This is a genomic window from Pseudomonas sp. FG-3G (assembly GCF_901007645.1).
Lineage (GTDB): Bacteria > Pseudomonadota > Gammaproteobacteria > Pseudomonadales > Pseudomonadaceae > Aquipseudomonas > Aquipseudomonas rhizophila.
The window spans coordinates 103,749-118,615 of sequence record NZ_CAAKGZ010000013.1 but is presented as its reverse complement, the minus strand read 5'-3'; the positions used below and the strand labels follow the sequence as shown (position 1 = coordinate 118,615).

16 protein-coding genes are annotated in these 14,867 nt (G+C 62.3%); 1 reads left to right on the top strand and 15 read right to left on the bottom strand.

What is annotated here, in order from left to right:
* Positions 1 to 13: 13 nt before the first annotated feature.
* The 11 genes from PSEUDOMOFG3G_RS06595 to PSEUDOMOFG3G_RS06545 form a co-directional block, all read right to left on the bottom strand.
* Complete coding sequence (locus PSEUDOMOFG3G_RS06595) at positions 14 to 985, bottom strand: XdhC family protein (RefSeq protein ID WP_047228189.1); 972 nt, start codon at positions 983 to 985, stop codon at positions 14 to 16.
* Positions 985 to 3,300, bottom strand: a complete 2,316-nt coding sequence (locus tag PSEUDOMOFG3G_RS06590; protein ID WP_139049460.1) for a xanthine dehydrogenase family protein molybdopterin-binding subunit — start codon at positions 3,298 to 3,300, stop codon at positions 985 to 987. The genes PSEUDOMOFG3G_RS06595 and PSEUDOMOFG3G_RS06590 overlap by 1 nt, the downstream gene beginning before the upstream one ends.
* Positions 3,297 to 3,767: a (2Fe-2S)-binding protein gene (locus PSEUDOMOFG3G_RS06585; RefSeq protein ID WP_047228187.1), complete on the bottom strand. Its 471-nt coding sequence runs from the start codon at positions 3,765 to 3,767 to the stop codon at positions 3,297 to 3,299. The genes PSEUDOMOFG3G_RS06590 and PSEUDOMOFG3G_RS06585 overlap by 4 nt, the downstream gene beginning before the upstream one ends.
* A 256-nt stretch (positions 3,768 to 4,023) precedes the next feature.
* Positions 4,024 to 5,043, bottom strand: a complete 1,020-nt coding sequence (gene murB, locus PSEUDOMOFG3G_RS06580; protein WP_139049459.1) for a UDP-N-acetylmuramate dehydrogenase — start codon at positions 5,041 to 5,043, stop codon at positions 4,024 to 4,026.
* Complete coding sequence (locus PSEUDOMOFG3G_RS06575; protein WP_139049458.1) at positions 5,040 to 5,504, bottom strand: low molecular weight protein-tyrosine-phosphatase; 465 nt, start codon at positions 5,502 to 5,504, stop codon at positions 5,040 to 5,042. Before PSEUDOMOFG3G_RS06575 ends, murB begins: the two co-directional genes overlap by 4 nt.
* Positions 5,504 to 6,268 carry a 3-deoxy-manno-octulosonate cytidylyltransferase gene (gene kdsB, locus PSEUDOMOFG3G_RS06570; RefSeq protein WP_076383826.1) on the bottom strand — a complete coding sequence of 255 codons (765 nt, stop codon included), beginning with the start codon at positions 6,266 to 6,268 and terminating at the stop codon, positions 5,504 to 5,506. Before kdsB ends, PSEUDOMOFG3G_RS06575 begins: the two co-directional genes overlap by 1 nt.
* Complete coding sequence (locus PSEUDOMOFG3G_RS06565; RefSeq protein WP_003179363.1) at positions 6,265 to 6,450, bottom strand: Trm112 family protein; 186 nt, start codon at positions 6,448 to 6,450, stop codon at positions 6,265 to 6,267. Before PSEUDOMOFG3G_RS06565 ends, kdsB begins: the two co-directional genes overlap by 4 nt.
* A 23-nt stretch (positions 6,451 to 6,473) precedes the next feature.
* On the bottom strand, positions 6,474 to 7,484 hold the full coding sequence (gene lpxK, locus PSEUDOMOFG3G_RS06560) for a tetraacyldisaccharide 4'-kinase (protein ID WP_139049457.1): 1,011 nt from the start codon (positions 7,482 to 7,484) through the stop codon (positions 6,474 to 6,476).
* Positions 7,484 to 7,912, bottom strand: coding sequence for a biopolymer transporter ExbD (locus PSEUDOMOFG3G_RS06555; RefSeq protein ID WP_047228182.1), 429 nt, complete (start codon positions 7,910 to 7,912; stop codon positions 7,484 to 7,486). Before PSEUDOMOFG3G_RS06555 ends, lpxK begins: the two co-directional genes overlap by 1 nt.
* On the bottom strand, positions 7,909 to 8,544 hold the full coding sequence (locus PSEUDOMOFG3G_RS06550; RefSeq protein WP_171061337.1) for a MotA/TolQ/ExbB proton channel family protein: 636 nt from the start codon (positions 8,542 to 8,544) through the stop codon (positions 7,909 to 7,911). The genes PSEUDOMOFG3G_RS06555 and PSEUDOMOFG3G_RS06550 overlap by 4 nt, the downstream gene beginning before the upstream one ends.
* Positions 8,545 to 8,646: 102 nt before the next feature.
* Positions 8,647 to 10,887, bottom strand: coding sequence for a DNA internalization-related competence protein ComEC/Rec2 (locus tag PSEUDOMOFG3G_RS06545; protein WP_139049455.1), 2,241 nt, complete (start codon positions 10,885 to 10,887; stop codon positions 8,647 to 8,649).
* Between the two features lie 145 nt (positions 10,888 to 11,032).
* Between PSEUDOMOFG3G_RS06545 and PSEUDOMOFG3G_RS06540 the strand changes: the two genes are divergently transcribed.
* Positions 11,033 to 11,548 carry a DUF2062 domain-containing protein gene (locus tag PSEUDOMOFG3G_RS06540; protein WP_047228179.1) on the top strand — a complete coding sequence of 172 codons (516 nt, stop codon included), beginning with the start codon at positions 11,033 to 11,035 and terminating at the stop codon, positions 11,546 to 11,548.
* A 101-nt stretch (positions 11,549 to 11,649) separates the two neighbouring features.
* Here the strand turns inward: PSEUDOMOFG3G_RS06540 and PSEUDOMOFG3G_RS06535 are convergent, their stop codons facing one another.
* From PSEUDOMOFG3G_RS06535 to PSEUDOMOFG3G_RS06520, 4 genes are all read right to left on the bottom strand, one after another.
* Positions 11,650 to 12,429, bottom strand: coding sequence for an ABC transporter permease (locus PSEUDOMOFG3G_RS06535; protein ID WP_047228178.1), 780 nt, complete (start codon positions 12,427 to 12,429; stop codon positions 11,650 to 11,652).
* Complete coding sequence (locus tag PSEUDOMOFG3G_RS06530) at positions 12,426 to 13,358, bottom strand: ABC transporter ATP-binding protein (protein ID WP_047228177.1); 933 nt, start codon at positions 13,356 to 13,358, stop codon at positions 12,426 to 12,428. The genes PSEUDOMOFG3G_RS06535 and PSEUDOMOFG3G_RS06530 overlap by 4 nt, the downstream gene beginning before the upstream one ends.
* Before the next feature lie 133 nt (positions 13,359 to 13,491).
* Entirely contained in the window at positions 13,492 to 14,115 is a 624-nt protein-coding gene (locus tag PSEUDOMOFG3G_RS06525; RefSeq protein ID WP_047228176.1) for a glutathione S-transferase family protein, read from the bottom strand.
* 45 nt (positions 14,116 to 14,160) lie between these two features.
* Entirely contained in the window at positions 14,161 to 14,820 is a 660-nt protein-coding gene (locus PSEUDOMOFG3G_RS06520) for a transglutaminase family protein (RefSeq protein ID WP_076383822.1), read from the bottom strand.
* Positions 14,821 to 14,867 lie beyond the last annotated feature (47 nt).

Here is a 14,867-nt window from a genome sequence, read left to right as displayed (position 1 = left end):
CCTCGCCCGCCGATTACAGCGGCTTTTTCTGACGCAACTCGACGCCATTCTTGATCGCCACGATTTCAGCCAGCAAAGACAAGGCAATTTCCGCCGGCGTATGGCTGCCGATGTGCAAACCGATCGGCCCATGCAGCCGTTCGATAGCCTGTGCAGACAAGCCTAGCTGAGCCAGGTTATCCCGGCGCTTCTGGCTGTTCACCCGAGAGCCCAGGGCCCCGACATAAAACGCCTTGGAGTCCAGGGCCGTGAGCAGCGCCATATCGTCCAATCTTGGATCATGGGTCAGGGCGACAATGGCGGTGCGCTCGTCGGTCTGGATGCTCAACACCGCTTCGTCGGGCATGCCGGAAACGAAGCGGCCATGCTGCTCTTCCCAACCGTAGACAAATTCCTTGCGCGGATCGCAGATCAACACCTCGAAATCCAGCAACCGGGCCATTTCTGCCACATAACGCGACAGTTGCCCCGCGCCGATCAACAGCAGCCGCCAGCGCGGGCCGTAGATGGCCCGCAGGACTTGACCGTCGAATACCAGCGCGTCGGTTTTGCTGGCCGGCGTCAGCAGCACTTCGCCTGTGGCGACGGTCAGCTCACGGGCGACAATCTCATGGCCATCGCAGCGCTCCAGCAGCTGCGCGACCCATTGCGGATCGCCGACCCGTTCTTCGGTCAGGCGCAAGGTACCGCCGCACGGCAGGCCGAAGCGCGCCGCCTCCTCACGAGTCACGCCATAGGTGATGAGCTGCACGGGTGGACCGTCCGCCGGAATACGCCCGTCGTGCAGCCGGGCGATCAGGTCATCCTCGACACAACCGCCCGATACCGAGCCAATCACCACGCCGTCTTCACGCAGGGCCAGCATCGCCCCCGGCGGCCTCGGCGCCGTGCCCCAAGTCTGGACCACGGTGAACAACACCACCCGCTGCCCGGCGCGGCGCCACTCAAGCACGCTACGCAGGACGTTCAGATCAACGCTGTCCATCAGGTTTTGGCCTGCTGCCAGCCCTGCAACTGATAACGCACGGGCAGCTCGCGGATGCGCTTGCCGGTGGCGGCGAAAATCGCGTTGCACAGCGCCGGCGCAATCGGCGGCACACCCGGTTCACCCACACCGCCCAACGGCACCTCGCCCGGCGGCGTGACCAAGTGCACCGCGACCTCCTTGGGAGCCAGGGACATGCGTGCCACTTCGTACATGTGGAAGTTGTCTTGCTGGACCTTGCCGTCCTTGAAGCTGATCTCCCCCACCACCGCATTGCCCAGGCCCATGACGCAGGCGCCTTCGAACTGGGAACGGATACGCTCGGGGTTGATCTGCGGGCCGCAGTCCACGGCAATATCGGCCTTGTGCACGATCAACGTACCATCGTCCTTGACCTCCACCTCCAGCGCTGCCGCCACATAGGTGACGAAGCTGTAGTGCACCGCCAGCCCCAGGCCACGGCCCTTGGGCAGTTTGCGGCCCCACCCGGCGGCCTTGGCGGCGGTTTCCAGCACGGTGCGGATCCGCGCCGTATCGATGGGATAACGCTCGGGGGATTCGCCGTAGTTCCATTCTTCATTCAAGGTGCGCGGATCGATCTTACGGTCCGGGCCAAGCAATTTGACGTGATACGCCAGTGGATCCTGGCCGGCCTTGTGGGCCAATTCGTCGATGAAACTCTGAATCGCAAAACCGTGGGGAATATTCGACACCGAGCGGTACCAGCCAACCCTCGTATGGGCCACCGCTTCGGGGTTCTCCAGGCGCATGTTGGGAATTGCGTAGGCCATGTTGGTCACGCCCATGCCCACTTCGAACGGCGCTTCGTGGGTCATGCCCGGTGCAAACAGTGCGGTAATGCTCGGGGCTACGGTGCGATGCAGCCAGCCGGACGGCATCCCGTCCTGGTTCAGGCCAGCCTTGAGGTATTCGGCCGATACGGTGTGGAAATACGAATGATGGATGTCATCTTCGCGGGTCCATTGCACCCGCACCGCCTGGCCTGGAAACTCCTTGGCCAACACGGCCGCCTCGAGGACGAAATCGGGCTTGGACTTGCGCCCGAAACCACCGCCCAGCAGCGTGATGTGCACGGTAACCTTGTCGAAAGGGATCCCCAACCGTTCGGCGACGCGTTCACGGGTGACCTGCGGCGCCTGGCTCGGTGCCCAGGCTTCGCACTGGCCATCCTTGAACCGGGCGACGGCGACCATCGGCTCCATCGGCGACTGCGACAGGTGCGGCAGGTAATAGGACGCCTCCAGGGTTGCATCAGCCTTGGCCAGCGCGTCGTCCAGATCACCAGTGTTGCGCAAGACTTTCCCGGGCTTGAGGGCCGCGGCTTCCAGTTCCTTTCGATAGGCGACGGAGTCATAGCCGGCATTCGGGCCGTCATCCCACTCGATTTTCAGCGCCTCGCGGCCCTTGATCGCCGCCCAGGTGTTTTTCGCCACTACCGCCACGCCGCCCAGAGGCTGGAACTCGGAGGGCAACGGACGTCCTTCGATCTGCAGCACCTTGACCACGCCCGGTACTTTCAGCGCCGCGCTGCTGTCCACGCGCTTGACCTTGCCACCATAGACTGGCGGGCGAGCCACGACGGCATAGAGCATGCCATCGAAATGTACATCGGCGCCGAACACGGCACGACCGTTGACGACGTCTTCGCCATCGATGGCCCGGCTCGACTCCTTACCGATGTAGCGAAACTCCGAAGGTTGCTTGAGGCGCAGGCTGTCACGGGCGGGAACTGGCAAGGCACTGGCCGCGGCGGCCAACGCGCCATACCCCAGTTCCCGACCGGAAGGCTGGTGCACGACTTTGTGCAATTGAGCACGACACTCACTCGCCGGGACATTCCACTGGGCAGCGGCGGCCAGCTCCAGCATGGTCCGGGCAGCGGCCCCGCAACGACGCATTGGTTCGTACCAGTGGCGCATACTGCGCGAGCCATCGGTGTCCTGGTTGCCGAAGCGCACCTCATCCGCCGGTGCCTGCCGCACCTTGACCTGCGCCCAGTCAGCGTCCAGTTCATCGGCCACCACCATGGTCAGGCTGGTGCGCACCCCCTGGCCCATTTCCGAACGGTTGCAGATCACCGTCACGCTGCCATCGGTGGCGATGCTCACGTACACCTGCGGGTCGTCGATCACACCATTGGGCATGCCCTCACCGCCGAACTTCTTGTCCTCGGCAAAAGCGTCCGGCAGGCCCCAACTGGCGGCCAGCACCAACACACCCGTGGCGCTCGCGCCTTTGAGGAAACCACGGCGGCTGAGGTTGCTCAGCACAAAATCATTGGGCAAGCGGCTCATGCCTTGGCCTCCTTCAGGTGGGTGGAAGCCTGGCGGATCGCAGTCTTGATCCGGTTATAAGTGCCGCAACGGCAGATGTTGCCGACCATGGCCTCTTCGATCTGCTCATCGCTCGGGTTGGGATTGGTCTTGAGCAAGGCGGTCGCGGACATGATCTGCCCACCCTGACAGTAGCCGCACTGGGCCACGGCGGTATCGAGCCAGGCCTTCTGGACAATTTGCCCGACCGGGTCGACATGAAGGGCATCGATGGTGGTGACGTTCTGGCCTTTCACCGAGCCAATCGGGGTGATGCAACTGCGCGCCGGGGCGCCGTCGATGTGAATGGTACAGGCGCCGCACAGGCCCATGCCGCAGCCGAATTTGGTGCCGTTGTAACCGGCCACATCTCGGATGGCCCAGAGCAGCGGCATGTCCTCGGTCACATCCAGTTGGTGATCTTTTCCATTGAGTTTCAAGGTAATCATGGGCACGCCCGCACGGTGATCGAATTATGGGGTCGAGCAATCTGCCGTTTGGACAACGGTTCGGTTGGCGCAGACTGACTCAGGCTAATCGGGCTCTCTTGTGCAAACACGCAGGCGTCTGCACCGGGCCTTCAATGATGCGATGGTCGCATCGTTAGCTCACTAAATTAACCCAGGATTAAGCAAAACGCCCTGCACAATCCTGCACAAATGATCCTTGTGCGAGGTTGTGCAGGGCGCTCGGTGAAAGCCAGGTTCAGTACCGATTGGGCTCCATTTCCAGATTGACCTGAAAACGCTCGGCAATGTCTTTCTGGATACGCAGGGCCAGATCCAGCAATTGCGGCCCGGTGGCGCAGCCGTAGTTGACCAGCACCAACGCCTGCAACTTATGCACCCCGGCGTCGCCTTCGCGAAAGCCCTTCCAGCCGGCCCGCTCGATCAACCAACCGGCGGCAATTTTCATCTGCCCTTGGGGTTGTGGATAAGCCACCAGATCCGGGTATTGCAGCTTGAGTTGCGCAACGTGCGAAGCCGGCACCAGCGGGTTCTTGAAGAAACTGCCGGCATTGCCCAGCACGGCCGGGTCAGGGAGCTTTTCACTGCGGATGCTGCAGATGGCCCGGCTGACATCCGAGGGAGTCGCCTGTTCGATGCCCAGTTCGGTCAACCGCTGGCGGACCGGGCCGTACTCCAGATGCAGATGCGCGGCGCGACTGAGGGCAAAGCGCACCCGCAGGATCAGCCAACGACCCGCTTGCTGCTTGAACAGGCTGTCGCGGTAGGCGAAACGGCATTCTTCCAGGGTGAAATCGTGCAGCTCGCCGGTTTGCCGATCCAGGGCGGTCAGGCCGGCGAACACATCCTTGATCTCCACACCGTAGGCACCGATGTTTTGCATCGGTGCGGCCCCCACCGTGCCTGGGATCAGGCTGAGGTTCTCCAGCCCCGACCAGCCTTGCGCCAGCGTGTACTGGACGAAGGGGTGCCACGGTTCGCCTGCTTCGGCTTCGATCAGCACCCGCTCGCCATCATCGCTGAGCAGACGAATCCCTTGGCTGGCCATGCGCAACACCAGCGCGTCGATATCACCGGTCAGCAGCAGGTTGCTGCCGCCACCGATCACCAGCAACGGCACGTCATTGGCGCTGGCATAGGCCAGCGCCTGGCGGACATCGGCGTCGCTGTGAGCTTCGGCGAATAACCGGGCGGTGACGTCCACGCCAAAGCTGTTGAACGGCTTGAGGCTGACGCCGGCCCGCACCTGCAAGCTCATAGCCGCCCCTTCAATTCGATCACCAGGCGGTCCGTGGCACGCTCGATCAGGTCCAGCACTTGCTCGAAACCCTGCTCGCCGTCGTAGTACGGGTCCGGCACGTCATCGAGTTCAGCCTCGTAGCGACGCAGGAACAGATCCAGTTCGGCCCTGCCATTGCTCGGTTGCAGGGCTTTCAGATTGCGCAGGTTGCTGCTGTCCATCGCCAGGATCAGGTCGTAAGTGGCGAAATCGGCCCGGCTGACCTGGCGGGCACGCTGGGCCGACAGGTCGTAGCCGCGTCGCAGGGCCGCAGCCTGGCTGCGCTTGTCCGGGGCCTTGCCGACGTGCCAGTCACCGGTGCCGGCGGAGGCGACTTCCACCTGCTCGGCCAGCCCGGCCTCGCGCAGCTTGTGCCGCAGGATGCCTTCGGCGGTGGGTGATCGGCAGATGTTGCCGAGACAGACAAACAGAACCCGCATCAGGCCTCCAGCAGGCGACGAACGCGCTCGAGGTCTTCCACGGTGTCGACGCCGGTCGGCGGAGCAATCAGCGCATCGGCGACATGGATTCGCACGCCGTGCCACAAGGCACGCAGTTGCTCCAGGGATTCGGTGTTTTCCAGCCAGCACGGGCCCCAGGCGACGAAATCCTGGAGGAAACCGGCGCGGTAAGCGTAGATGCCTATGTGGCGGCGGTACGGTACGCCGTCAGGCATGACGTCCCGACTTTGCGCGAATGCATCACGAGCCCAGGGCAAGGTGGCGCGGCTGAAGGTCAGCGCCAGGCCATTGAGATCGCTGACGACCTTGACCACGTTGGGGTTGAACAGGGTTTGCACATCCTCGATCGGCTCGGCCAGGGTGGCCATGCGCGCTTCGGGATGGGCTGCCAGATTGTTTGCAACCTGATCGATCACACTGGACGGGATCAACGGTTCATCGCCCTGCACATTGACCACGATGGCGTCGGGTTCCAGGCCCAGCTTGGCGGCGACTTCCGCCAGACGATCGGTTCCGGAGTTGTGATCCTCGCGAGTCAGCACCACTTCGGCGCCAAAGCCCTTGCAGGCCTCCACGATGCGCGCATCGTCGGTCGCCACTACCACGCGCTGGGCGCTGCTTTTGCAGGCCTGTTCCCATACGTGCTGGATCATCGGCTTGCCGGCGATCAACAGCAACGGTTTGCCGGGCAGGCGCGTCGAGGCAAAGCGCGACGGAATGACAACGGTAAAGGCTGCGGTCATTTATCCAGGCGCTCGTCGGTGGTCAGGGTACGGGCCTCGCTTTCGAGCATCACCGGAATGCCATCGCGAATCGGATAGGCCAGGCCGGCGCCTTTGCTGATCAGCTCGGTTTTGTCGGCGCTGAGCTTGAGGGGGCCTTTGCAGACCGGGCAGGCCAGAATGTCGAGCAGTTTGGTGTCCATGAACATTTCCCTGGATAAATGGTTTAAGGCAAAAGCCGATCCGGCAACAGGCGCATCAACTGGGTATCGAACCAGTCCGCGAAGGCGGGCGACGGCGCGGCATCCACCGCCAGGTACCACCAGTGGGGCTCGGCGAAGGCACGGCATTTGACCGCGTCCTTTTCCGTCATGACCACCGGCAACGACGGCGTGAAATTCAATGCCTGGGCGCTGTATTGGGCGTGGTCGGCAAACCCGTGCGGTATAGGTCGCCAGTGTAGCGTTTCGAGGGTGTTGAAGAAACGCCGGGGATTGCCGATCCCGGCCACGGCATGCAGGGCCTGGCCGGGTGGGAAATGGTCCAGTGGCCGCCGTTCGTCGCTGGCCAGGTTCACCAGGGCTGTGGGTCGCAGCTCGAAGGCAAAGCCGTCTTCGCGGTCGGCGCTGGCGCCGTTGAATAGCACGGCATCGACCGATTGCAGACGCTCCACGGGTTCACGCAGCGGACCGGCAGGCAGACAACGTCGATTGCCCAGGCCGCGGGCGTTGTCGATCAGCACCAATTCAAGATCCCGAGCCAGGCGGTAATGTTGCATGCCGTCGTCGGACAGGATCAGGTCCAGCGGTTGAGTCTCCAGCAGCGCCTGGACCGCCCGGCTGCGATCCGGATCGATCATCAATGGCACGCCGCTACGCTGGACAATCAGCAGTGGCTCATCACCCGCGATGTCGGCGCCCTGCCCGGCTTCGACTCGCCAGGGCAAATGGGGTGGTTTGGCGCCATAACCCCGGCTTACCACGCCGACCCGCAGGCCACGGCGCTGGCAATGCTCAATCATCCACAGGATCAATGGGGTCTTGCCGGTGCCGCCAACCGTGATGTTCCCCACGACCACCAGCGGCACGGGCGGTTGGTAAATCTCACCCTCGCCCGCCAGAAAACGCTCGCGTTTGCCCATCACCACCCGACGGTACAACCACTCCAGTGGCCGCAACAGCGTCAGGGCCGGGTGACCTTCGTACCAGGCGGCGAGCAATCGATCAGACATGGCCATCAGGGTGCCGGCGCCGCCTCGACGGTGGTCATGCGCAGATGGCTGAAGCCGAGCTTGCCGGCCGCGTCCATGGCGGTGATGACGGATTGATGTGGGGTCTTGCCGTCGGCGCTGATGGACAGCGGCAAGCTGGTGTCGCCGCCGGACTCCTTCTGCAGCGCATCGATCAGACTCGCCAGGTCGCTCTTGGGCAGCAACTGATTGTTCACCGAAAACGTCCCTTCGGCACTGATCGTGACTTCCAGGTTCTTGAGTTGCTGGTCTTCGGCAGGCGAGCCGCTGACCGCTTCCGGCAGTTCCACCTTGAGCTGGGTTTCCCGGGTGAAGGTGGTGGTCACGACGAAAAACAGCAGCAGGATGAACACCACGTCAATCAGCGACGCAAGGTTGATCTCGACGGTTTCCCGTGGTTTGCGGCGGAATTTCACTTCTTGCCCTCGGCCAGGTCCACGTCACGGTCGCCTTGCACCACCTCGACCAGCTTGATGGCCTCCTGCTCCATGCCCACCACCAATTCATCGATGCGCCGTTGCAGGAAGCGATGGAAAAACACCGAAGGGATCCCCACCATCAACCCGGCGGCCGTGGTGATCAATGCCTTGGAAATCCCCCCTGCCAGCACCGCGGCATTGGCGGTCATGCCGGCGCCGGTGAACGAACTGAAAATATCGATCATGCCTAGCACCGTGCCCAACAGGCCCAGCAACGGGGCCATGGCGGCAATTGTGCCCAGGGCATTGATGTAGCGCTCCAGCTCATGGATGACCCGGGCGGCGGCTTCTTCGATGCATTCCTTCATGATCTCGCGACCATGCTTGGAATTTGCCAGCCCCGCGGCGAGGATTTCACCCAGCGGTGAGCTGGCCCGCAGCTCCTTGAGCCGCTCCTTGTTCAGTTTCTTGTCCTTGATCCAGACCCAGACTTGCCCGAGCAAATGCTCCGGGGTCACGCGGCTGGCCCGCAGGGTCCACAGGCGTTCGGCAACGATTCCCAGCGCCACGATGGAACTCAGAATGATCGGCAACATCATCCAGCCGCCGGATTTGACCAATTCCCACACAGTGACAGCCCCCTCGAAAAAGTGCGCCACTTTATCATACAGACTCGCCTTGCAGGCCCGCCCCGCCGATAACACCGTCGTCGAGGATGACCCGGGTCAAGGTTACGGCCATGGTCCCGCAGACGGCGGGTCGCGCCAGTAGCGCCGTTGGCCGGCCTGAAGGCGCGGTGCTTCGAAAGCCCCCAGTTGCAGACGAATGGCACCCTGTTCGGCACTGTCGTAGATCGCCATGCCCAAGCGGCGATAGCGAGCCAGCACCCGCGGATGAGGATGGCCGAACGCATTGCCCTGGCCGCGGGAGATCAACACCGAATGGGGTTTGAGCCGCGACAACAGCAACATCGAGGATGAACTGCGGCTACCGTGATGGGGCGCCGCCAGCCACTGGACCGGCACGGCCAGAGGCCCGTCGAGCAACGCGCGCTCGGCATGGCTATCGATGTCGCCGGTGAGCAACAACCGCTCACCGCCAGCCTCGACCAGCAGAACGCAGGACCTCTGGTTGCTTTCAAGGGCAGATGACCATTGCCACAGCTCGAACCTGACCCCGTCCCACTCCCAACGCGCGCCACTGTCGCACGCCTCTGCCTGCAGGGTGGCAGGCAACGCGGCGGGGTCGCCACTGACCACCCGGACCGTTGGCAAGCCATTGCGCACCGCTTGGGCGCCGCCGGCATGATCGGCGTCGGCATGGCTGAGCAGCATCAGGTCCAACCCGGCGACGCCCAGCTTGCGCAGGGTCGGCAGCACCACGCGCTCACCCGCGTCGGCCTCGCCAAAGCGCGGCCCCGCGTCGTAAAGCAAGGCATGATGACGGGTGCGTACCAGCACCGCCAACCCTTGACCCACGTCCAGTTGCCAGATTTCGGCCTGCCCCGGAGGCACATCCTCCCTCGGAGGGAAAACCACCAGCAGCACCATGGGCCATCCCAGTACCCGCAGTGGCACGCCTTTGGGCAGCAACAGTAACAAAGCCCCCAGAGCGGCCATGCACCACACCCACAGGGGGATAGCCGCAGGCACCCATGCCGGTATTCGCCCGGCCACCAGCGCCAGCCCCTTGAAGAGCAGATCGAGCAACCCGCCGGCGATCCAAAGCAGCCCTGCGCCCACGAACGGCATCGGCAACAACGCCGTACCGAGCAGCGCCAGCGGCAACACCAGCAGGCTGACCCAAGGCACCGCCACCAGGTTCACCAGAGGCCCGCTGAGGCTGATCGGCAAACCCAATATCAACAGGATCGGGCACAGTCCGACTGCCACCAGCCATTGGGCACGGGTCCAGGTTTGCCACCAGCGCCAGGGCCCCAAGCGTGCGCCGAAAGTAAACATCAGGATCGCCACCGCGACGAACGACAGCCAGAACCCTGGCCGCAGGCTGGCCAATGGATCGAACACCAGCACCCCATTGAAAGCCAGCAGCCACGCCCACCAGGGGTCCGGATGCCGGTAACGCAAACGCCACAGCAGCACCAGGCCGATCATCGCGCAAGCGCGCCGCACCGGCACCTCGAAGCCGGCGAGCAAGCCGTAACCCAAGGCTGCGATAAAGGCCAGCGCGCAGGCCCAAGGTAGCCACGGCAGACGCACCGGCCACATGCCATAACGCGCCGCACCGGCCACCAGCAGGTACACCAGTGCGGCAAGCAGGCCGATGTGCTGCCCGGAGATCACCAGCAGATGGACCGTACCGGTGTCCTGCAGTACCTGCCAGTCATCACGACTCAACCCAGCTCCGTCCCCCAGGACCAATGCCGCCAGCGCCCCGGAGCGGCCCTGGGCGTCGACTTGCGCCAGCGCCTGACGCACGCCGTCGCGCCAGGCACCTTGGGCAGGTTGCTGGAGATGACCGTCCTTGACCGTGCCAGTCGCGCCGATGCCGCGGCTCAACAGCCAGGCCTGGTAATCGAAGCCATTGGGGTTCAGTAGCCCGGTGGGGCGTTTGAGCTTTACCGCCAATCGCCAACGTTCGCCGCTGCTCACAGGCGGTCCGCCGAACCAGGCCAGGCGCATCGACGACGGCAGCCGTGTGCGGCGGGAATGGGCATCGGCCAGTTCAAAGCGCACCACACCTTCGTTATATTGCGGTAAACCGACGACACGCCCTTCGACCCAGCGGGTTTCTCCATCCAGCGCGGCGGGCAACCGATCGTCCAGGGCCAGTTGCGCCGACAGACACGCCCAAGCCAGCCCGATCAGGAAAAAACCCAGCGGATGAGTTCGAAACGGCAAAACCATCAGCGCCAGCACAGGCATGACCGCAATCAGCCACAGCGGCGGCAGCGCTGGGCAAAAAACCGGGGTCAGCAGCCCGAGTGCAAGCGCGACCATCCCTGTGCGCATAAGCCTGTCCTTGAGAGTCTTCTCTTCAGGCATAGTCGGTCTACGGCACGGTGCGCGTTAACAATTGTCACAAAGTCTGAATCAGTCAGCCGTAGAATGCGGACATACTTGCGGCCTCACCGCTTTGAACCGACCGAGAAGCCTTATGCCCCGGCGCCTTTTCAAACGTTACATGCCTGACCCAGCGAGTATTCGGGAACATAAGTCCTTACGTTTTCTCGGTTCCTTGCTGCACGACCCCAACCTTTGGCACCTCAATCGACACTCCGTGGCACGCGCCATGGCCGTTGGTCTGTTCGCCGCCTTTTTGCCGATTCCTTTGCAGATGCTGCTGGCCGCGGCACTGGCCATCACCGTACGCGGCAACATACCGATTGCGGTGAGCCTGGTCTGGCTGACCAACCCCATCACCATGCCCGCCGTGTTTTTCTGCACCTACCAGACCGGGGCCTGGTTGATGGATGTGCCTGCCCGCACGTTACCGGATGAACTGACCTGGGAATGGATCACCACCCAGTTGTCTACCTTGTGGCAGCCGTTTCTGCTGGGGTCGGTGGTGACGGGCCTAGTGCTCGGCGCCCTCGCCTATTTCATGACCATGATCTATTGGCGCTGGTGGGTGGCGCGGCAATGGAAACGGCGCAAGAAAAGCCGGATGTGAAATGCAAAAAGGCCTCCAGTGAATGGAGGCCTTTTTGCATTTCGATGTGAGAGCGAGCCTGCTCGCGATAGCGGTATACCAGTCAGCACACCTGCCGAGTTCTAAGTACGCATCCCTCGCCCACTGACCAACAGCCGTGCACATCCCACATAGAGCACCACGGTTGCCACCAGCATGAAGGTGATCGCGACGCTGATCCGGATGTCCGACACCCCAAGGATGCCGTAGCGGAACGCGTTGACCATGTGCAGCACCGGGTTGGCCAGGGACACGGTCTGCCAGAACGGTGGCAGCAGGGAAATCGAGTAGAACACTCCGCCCAGGTAAGTCAGTGGCGTGAGCACGAACGTCGGGATGATGGAAATGTCATCGAAGTTGCGCGCAAACACGGCATTGATGAACCCCAGCAGCGAAAAGATCGTGGCGGTGAACACCACCACCAATATCGTCACGCCCAAATGGTGCACTTGCAGATCGGTGAAGAACAGTGACAGCAAGGTCACGATCAAGCCCACCGCCAACCCGCGCAATACACCGCCCAGGGTGTAGCCGATCAGGATCGTATGGGGCGAAACCGGCGAGACCATCAGTTCCTCGATCGAGCGCTGGAACTTGCTGCCGAAGAAACTCGAGACCACGTTACCGTAGGAGTTGGTGATCACCGACATCATGATCAGCCCCGGTACGATGTAGTCCATGTACGTGAAGCCACCCATGTCGCCGATCTGCCGACCGATCAGGTTGCCGAAAATCACGAAGTACAAAACCATGGTGATGGCCGGCGGCAGCAGGGTCTGCGGCCAGATCCGCATGAAGCGTCGGACTTCGCGATAAACGATGGTATTGAGGGCGATGAGGTTGGGTCGCAGTTCGGAACTCATACAGCCACCTTCGCCAGATTTTTCTCCACCAGAGACACGAACAACTCCTCGAGGCGATTGGTTTTGTTGCGCAGGCTCTGCACTTCAATGTTTTGCAGCGCCAGTTGGGAGAACAAGCCGGTAATACCGACGGTTTTATCCACCTGGACTTCCAGCGTGTGGTGGTCCACCAGCCGGGCCGGATAGCCGATCAGTTGCGGCGCGGCCTTCAGATCGTTTTTCAGGTCCAGCAGGAACGTCTCCACATGCAGTTGGCTGAGCAACTGTCGCATGCTGGTGTTCTCGACGATGGTGCCGTGGTCGATGATGCCGATGTTGCGGCACAGCTGCTCGGCCTCTTCCAGGTAATGGGTGGTGAGGATGATGGTGATGCCTTTCTGGTTCAGCTCGGTCAGAAAAGTCCACATCGACCGACGCAACTCGATGTCGACGCCCGCGGTCGGCTCGTCGAGAATCAGCAGGCGCGGCTCATGGACCAGGGCACGGGCAATCATCAGGCGCCGCTTCATGCCGCCGGACAATGAACGGGACGGCACATCACGCTTGTCCCACAAACCCAGTTGAGTCAGATATTTCTCGGCGCGCTCATTGGCGATCTTCGGCGGGATACCGTAGTAACCCGCCTGGGTCACGACGATGTCGAAGGTCTTTTCGAACTGGTTGAAATTGAACTCCTGGGGCACCACGCCGATGCAGCGCTTGAGAGCGGCGGGCTCACGGTCCAGATCATGACCGAAGATATTCACCGTACCGCTGGTTTTGTTCACCAGGGTTGAAAGAATGCCGATGGTGGTGGATTTGCCGGCTCCATTGGGGCCGAGCAAGGCGAAAAAATCACCTTCGGCGACGTCCAGATCGATACCACTCAAGGCCTGGAAACCGTTGCCGTAGGTTTTGGTTAGCTGCCGGATGGACAGAGCGGAACTCATATCGGATTACGCACCAAGAAGGGGAAGAAACAATTAGATAAGGGCGCACGGCGAGCAATACAACCACGGCGCACGAAGGCAATGGTGCGTGGCGTCGCCGCACAAGTACAGTCAAGCGTGTCGATAGTAAGTATTAAGTCAACGCGGTCATGACCGCCTTGCGATACGCCGGACGCTGCTGCAGCCGGGCGTACCAGGCCTGTAGATGAGGCAGCGCAGCCCGCTCGATGGGCATCTCGAACCAGGCATAAATGAAACTGCCCAAGGGAATATCGCCCATGCCGATTTCATCCCCGGAGAGGTAGGGTTGCTCGCTCAACGTCTGGTCCGCCATCGCCAACAAACCATCGCAGACCTTGATCGCCGCATGGATGGCCGCCCAGTCCTGCTGCTCGGCGGGAGTACGCAAGACGCCCCAGAACACGGTGCGAAACGGATCGGCAAACGAGGAGGTGGTCCAGTCCATCCATTTTTCAGCCCTGGCGCGAGCCTGGGGGTCTGCCGGATACCAGGCCGAACCCGGAGCATGGCGAGACGCCAGATAACGCACGATGGTGTTGGATTCCCAGAGCACGAAACCGTCATCTTCGATCATCGGGACACGGCCGTTGGGGTTCTTGGCGCGATACTCGGGCGTGTCCACCACGCCGAACGCACCCCCTGCGTCGATGGCCTCGTAGGCCAGCCCCAGCTCCTCGGCGCACCACAGCGCCTTGCGCACATTCGATGAGTTTTTCCGACCCCAGATCTTCAGCATTACGGCTTGCTCCGATGGATAAATGCCGCAGCAGCATACGCCGGATCAGCCGCGACTCAAATCGCCCTGCATGTCGCCAAGCAGGGGCGGCAGTTGCTCGCCGAACAGGTGCGGGTAGCATTTTTCCAGGTGCTCGAAGAAGAACGCTTCGGGCACATCGGCGAATTGGCCGTGGTCGGTGACGTACTCCATCAGCTTGGCGCCCTGTCGATTGAACGGGTGGAAAACGCTGTCCTCGCGGCCATCGAATTCCAGGGGTGCCACATCGAACAACTCACACAAGCCTTGATTGAAGGCCGGCGTGGCCTTGACCCAGCGCTCGTTCAGATAGAACTCGGTATAACCGTGCATGGCGAACACGTCACTCTTGAGCAACTCCAGCAGGCGTGCAGTGGACAAGTGATTACGCACATCCGCCAGGCCGATGCGCGCCGGGATACCACAATGGCGGGCGCAAGCGGCCAGCAAGGTCGCCTTGGGCACACAATAGCTTTCACCGCAGGCCAGTGCGTAACTGCCACGCAGGGTCTGCGGATCGCGGCTGAAGGTATAGGGGTTGTAGCGCACGGCCTCGCGCACCGCGTAATACAGGCTGATTGCTTGTGCCTGCGGGTCGCGATCAGTGCCGCGATGAGTTTCGGCGAACTCAATGACCGCAGGGTGATCGCTGTCGATGAAGCGGCTGGGGTTCAGGTATTGCTGCATGGTCAGGACCTCACGGAAAACGCCTGCGTCCGTAGGAGCTGCCGAGT

Bases quoted from the DNA above. Each gene is read 5' to 3' on its own strand.
- PSEUDOMOFG3G_RS06565 (WP_003179363.1), bottom strand. From the start codon at position 6,450: ATGGACACCAAACTGCTCGACATTCTGGCCTGCCCGGTCTGCAAAGGC.
- PSEUDOMOFG3G_RS06520 (WP_076383822.1), bottom strand. From the start codon at position 14,820: ATGCAGCAATACCTGAACCCCAGCCGCTTCATCGACAGCGATCACCCT.
- murB (WP_139049459.1), bottom strand. From the start codon at position 5,043: ATGAGCTTGCAGGTGCGGGCCGGCGTCAGCCTCAAGCCGTTCAACAGC.
- PSEUDOMOFG3G_RS06575 (WP_139049458.1), bottom strand. From the start codon at position 5,504: ATGCGGGTTCTGTTTGTCTGTCTCGGCAACATCTGCCGATCACCCACC.
- lpxK (WP_139049457.1), bottom strand. From the start codon at position 7,484: ATGGCCATGTCTGATCGATTGCTCGCCGCCTGGTACGAAGGTCACCCG.
- PSEUDOMOFG3G_RS06595 (WP_047228189.1), bottom strand. From the start codon at position 985: ATGGACAGCGTTGATCTGAACGTCCTGCGTAGCGTGCTTGAGTGGCGC.
- PSEUDOMOFG3G_RS06590 (WP_139049460.1), bottom strand. From the start codon at position 3,300: ATGAGCCGCTTGCCCAATGATTTTGTGCTGAGCAACCTCAGCCGCCGT.
- kdsB (WP_076383826.1), bottom strand. From the start codon at position 6,268: ATGACCGCAGCCTTTACCGTTGTCATTCCGTCGCGCTTTGCCTCGACG.
- PSEUDOMOFG3G_RS06585 (WP_047228187.1), bottom strand. From the start codon at position 3,767: ATGATTACCTTGAAACTCAATGGAAAAGATCACCAACTGGATGTGACC.
- PSEUDOMOFG3G_RS06535 (WP_047228178.1), bottom strand. From the start codon at position 12,429: ATGAGTTCCGAACTGCGACCCAACCTCATCGCCCTCAATACCATCGTT.
- PSEUDOMOFG3G_RS06525 (WP_047228176.1), bottom strand. From the start codon at position 14,115: ATGCTGAAGATCTGGGGTCGGAAAAACTCATCGAATGTGCGCAAGGCG.
- PSEUDOMOFG3G_RS06540 (WP_047228179.1), top strand. From the start codon at position 11,033: ATGCCCCGGCGCCTTTTCAAACGTTACATGCCTGACCCAGCGAGTATT.
- PSEUDOMOFG3G_RS06530 (WP_047228177.1), bottom strand. From the start codon at position 13,358: ATGAGTTCCGCTCTGTCCATCCGGCAGCTAACCAAAACCTACGGCAAC.
- PSEUDOMOFG3G_RS06545 (WP_139049455.1), bottom strand. From the start codon at position 10,887: ATGCGCACAGGGATGGTCGCGCTTGCACTCGGGCTGCTGACCCCGGTT.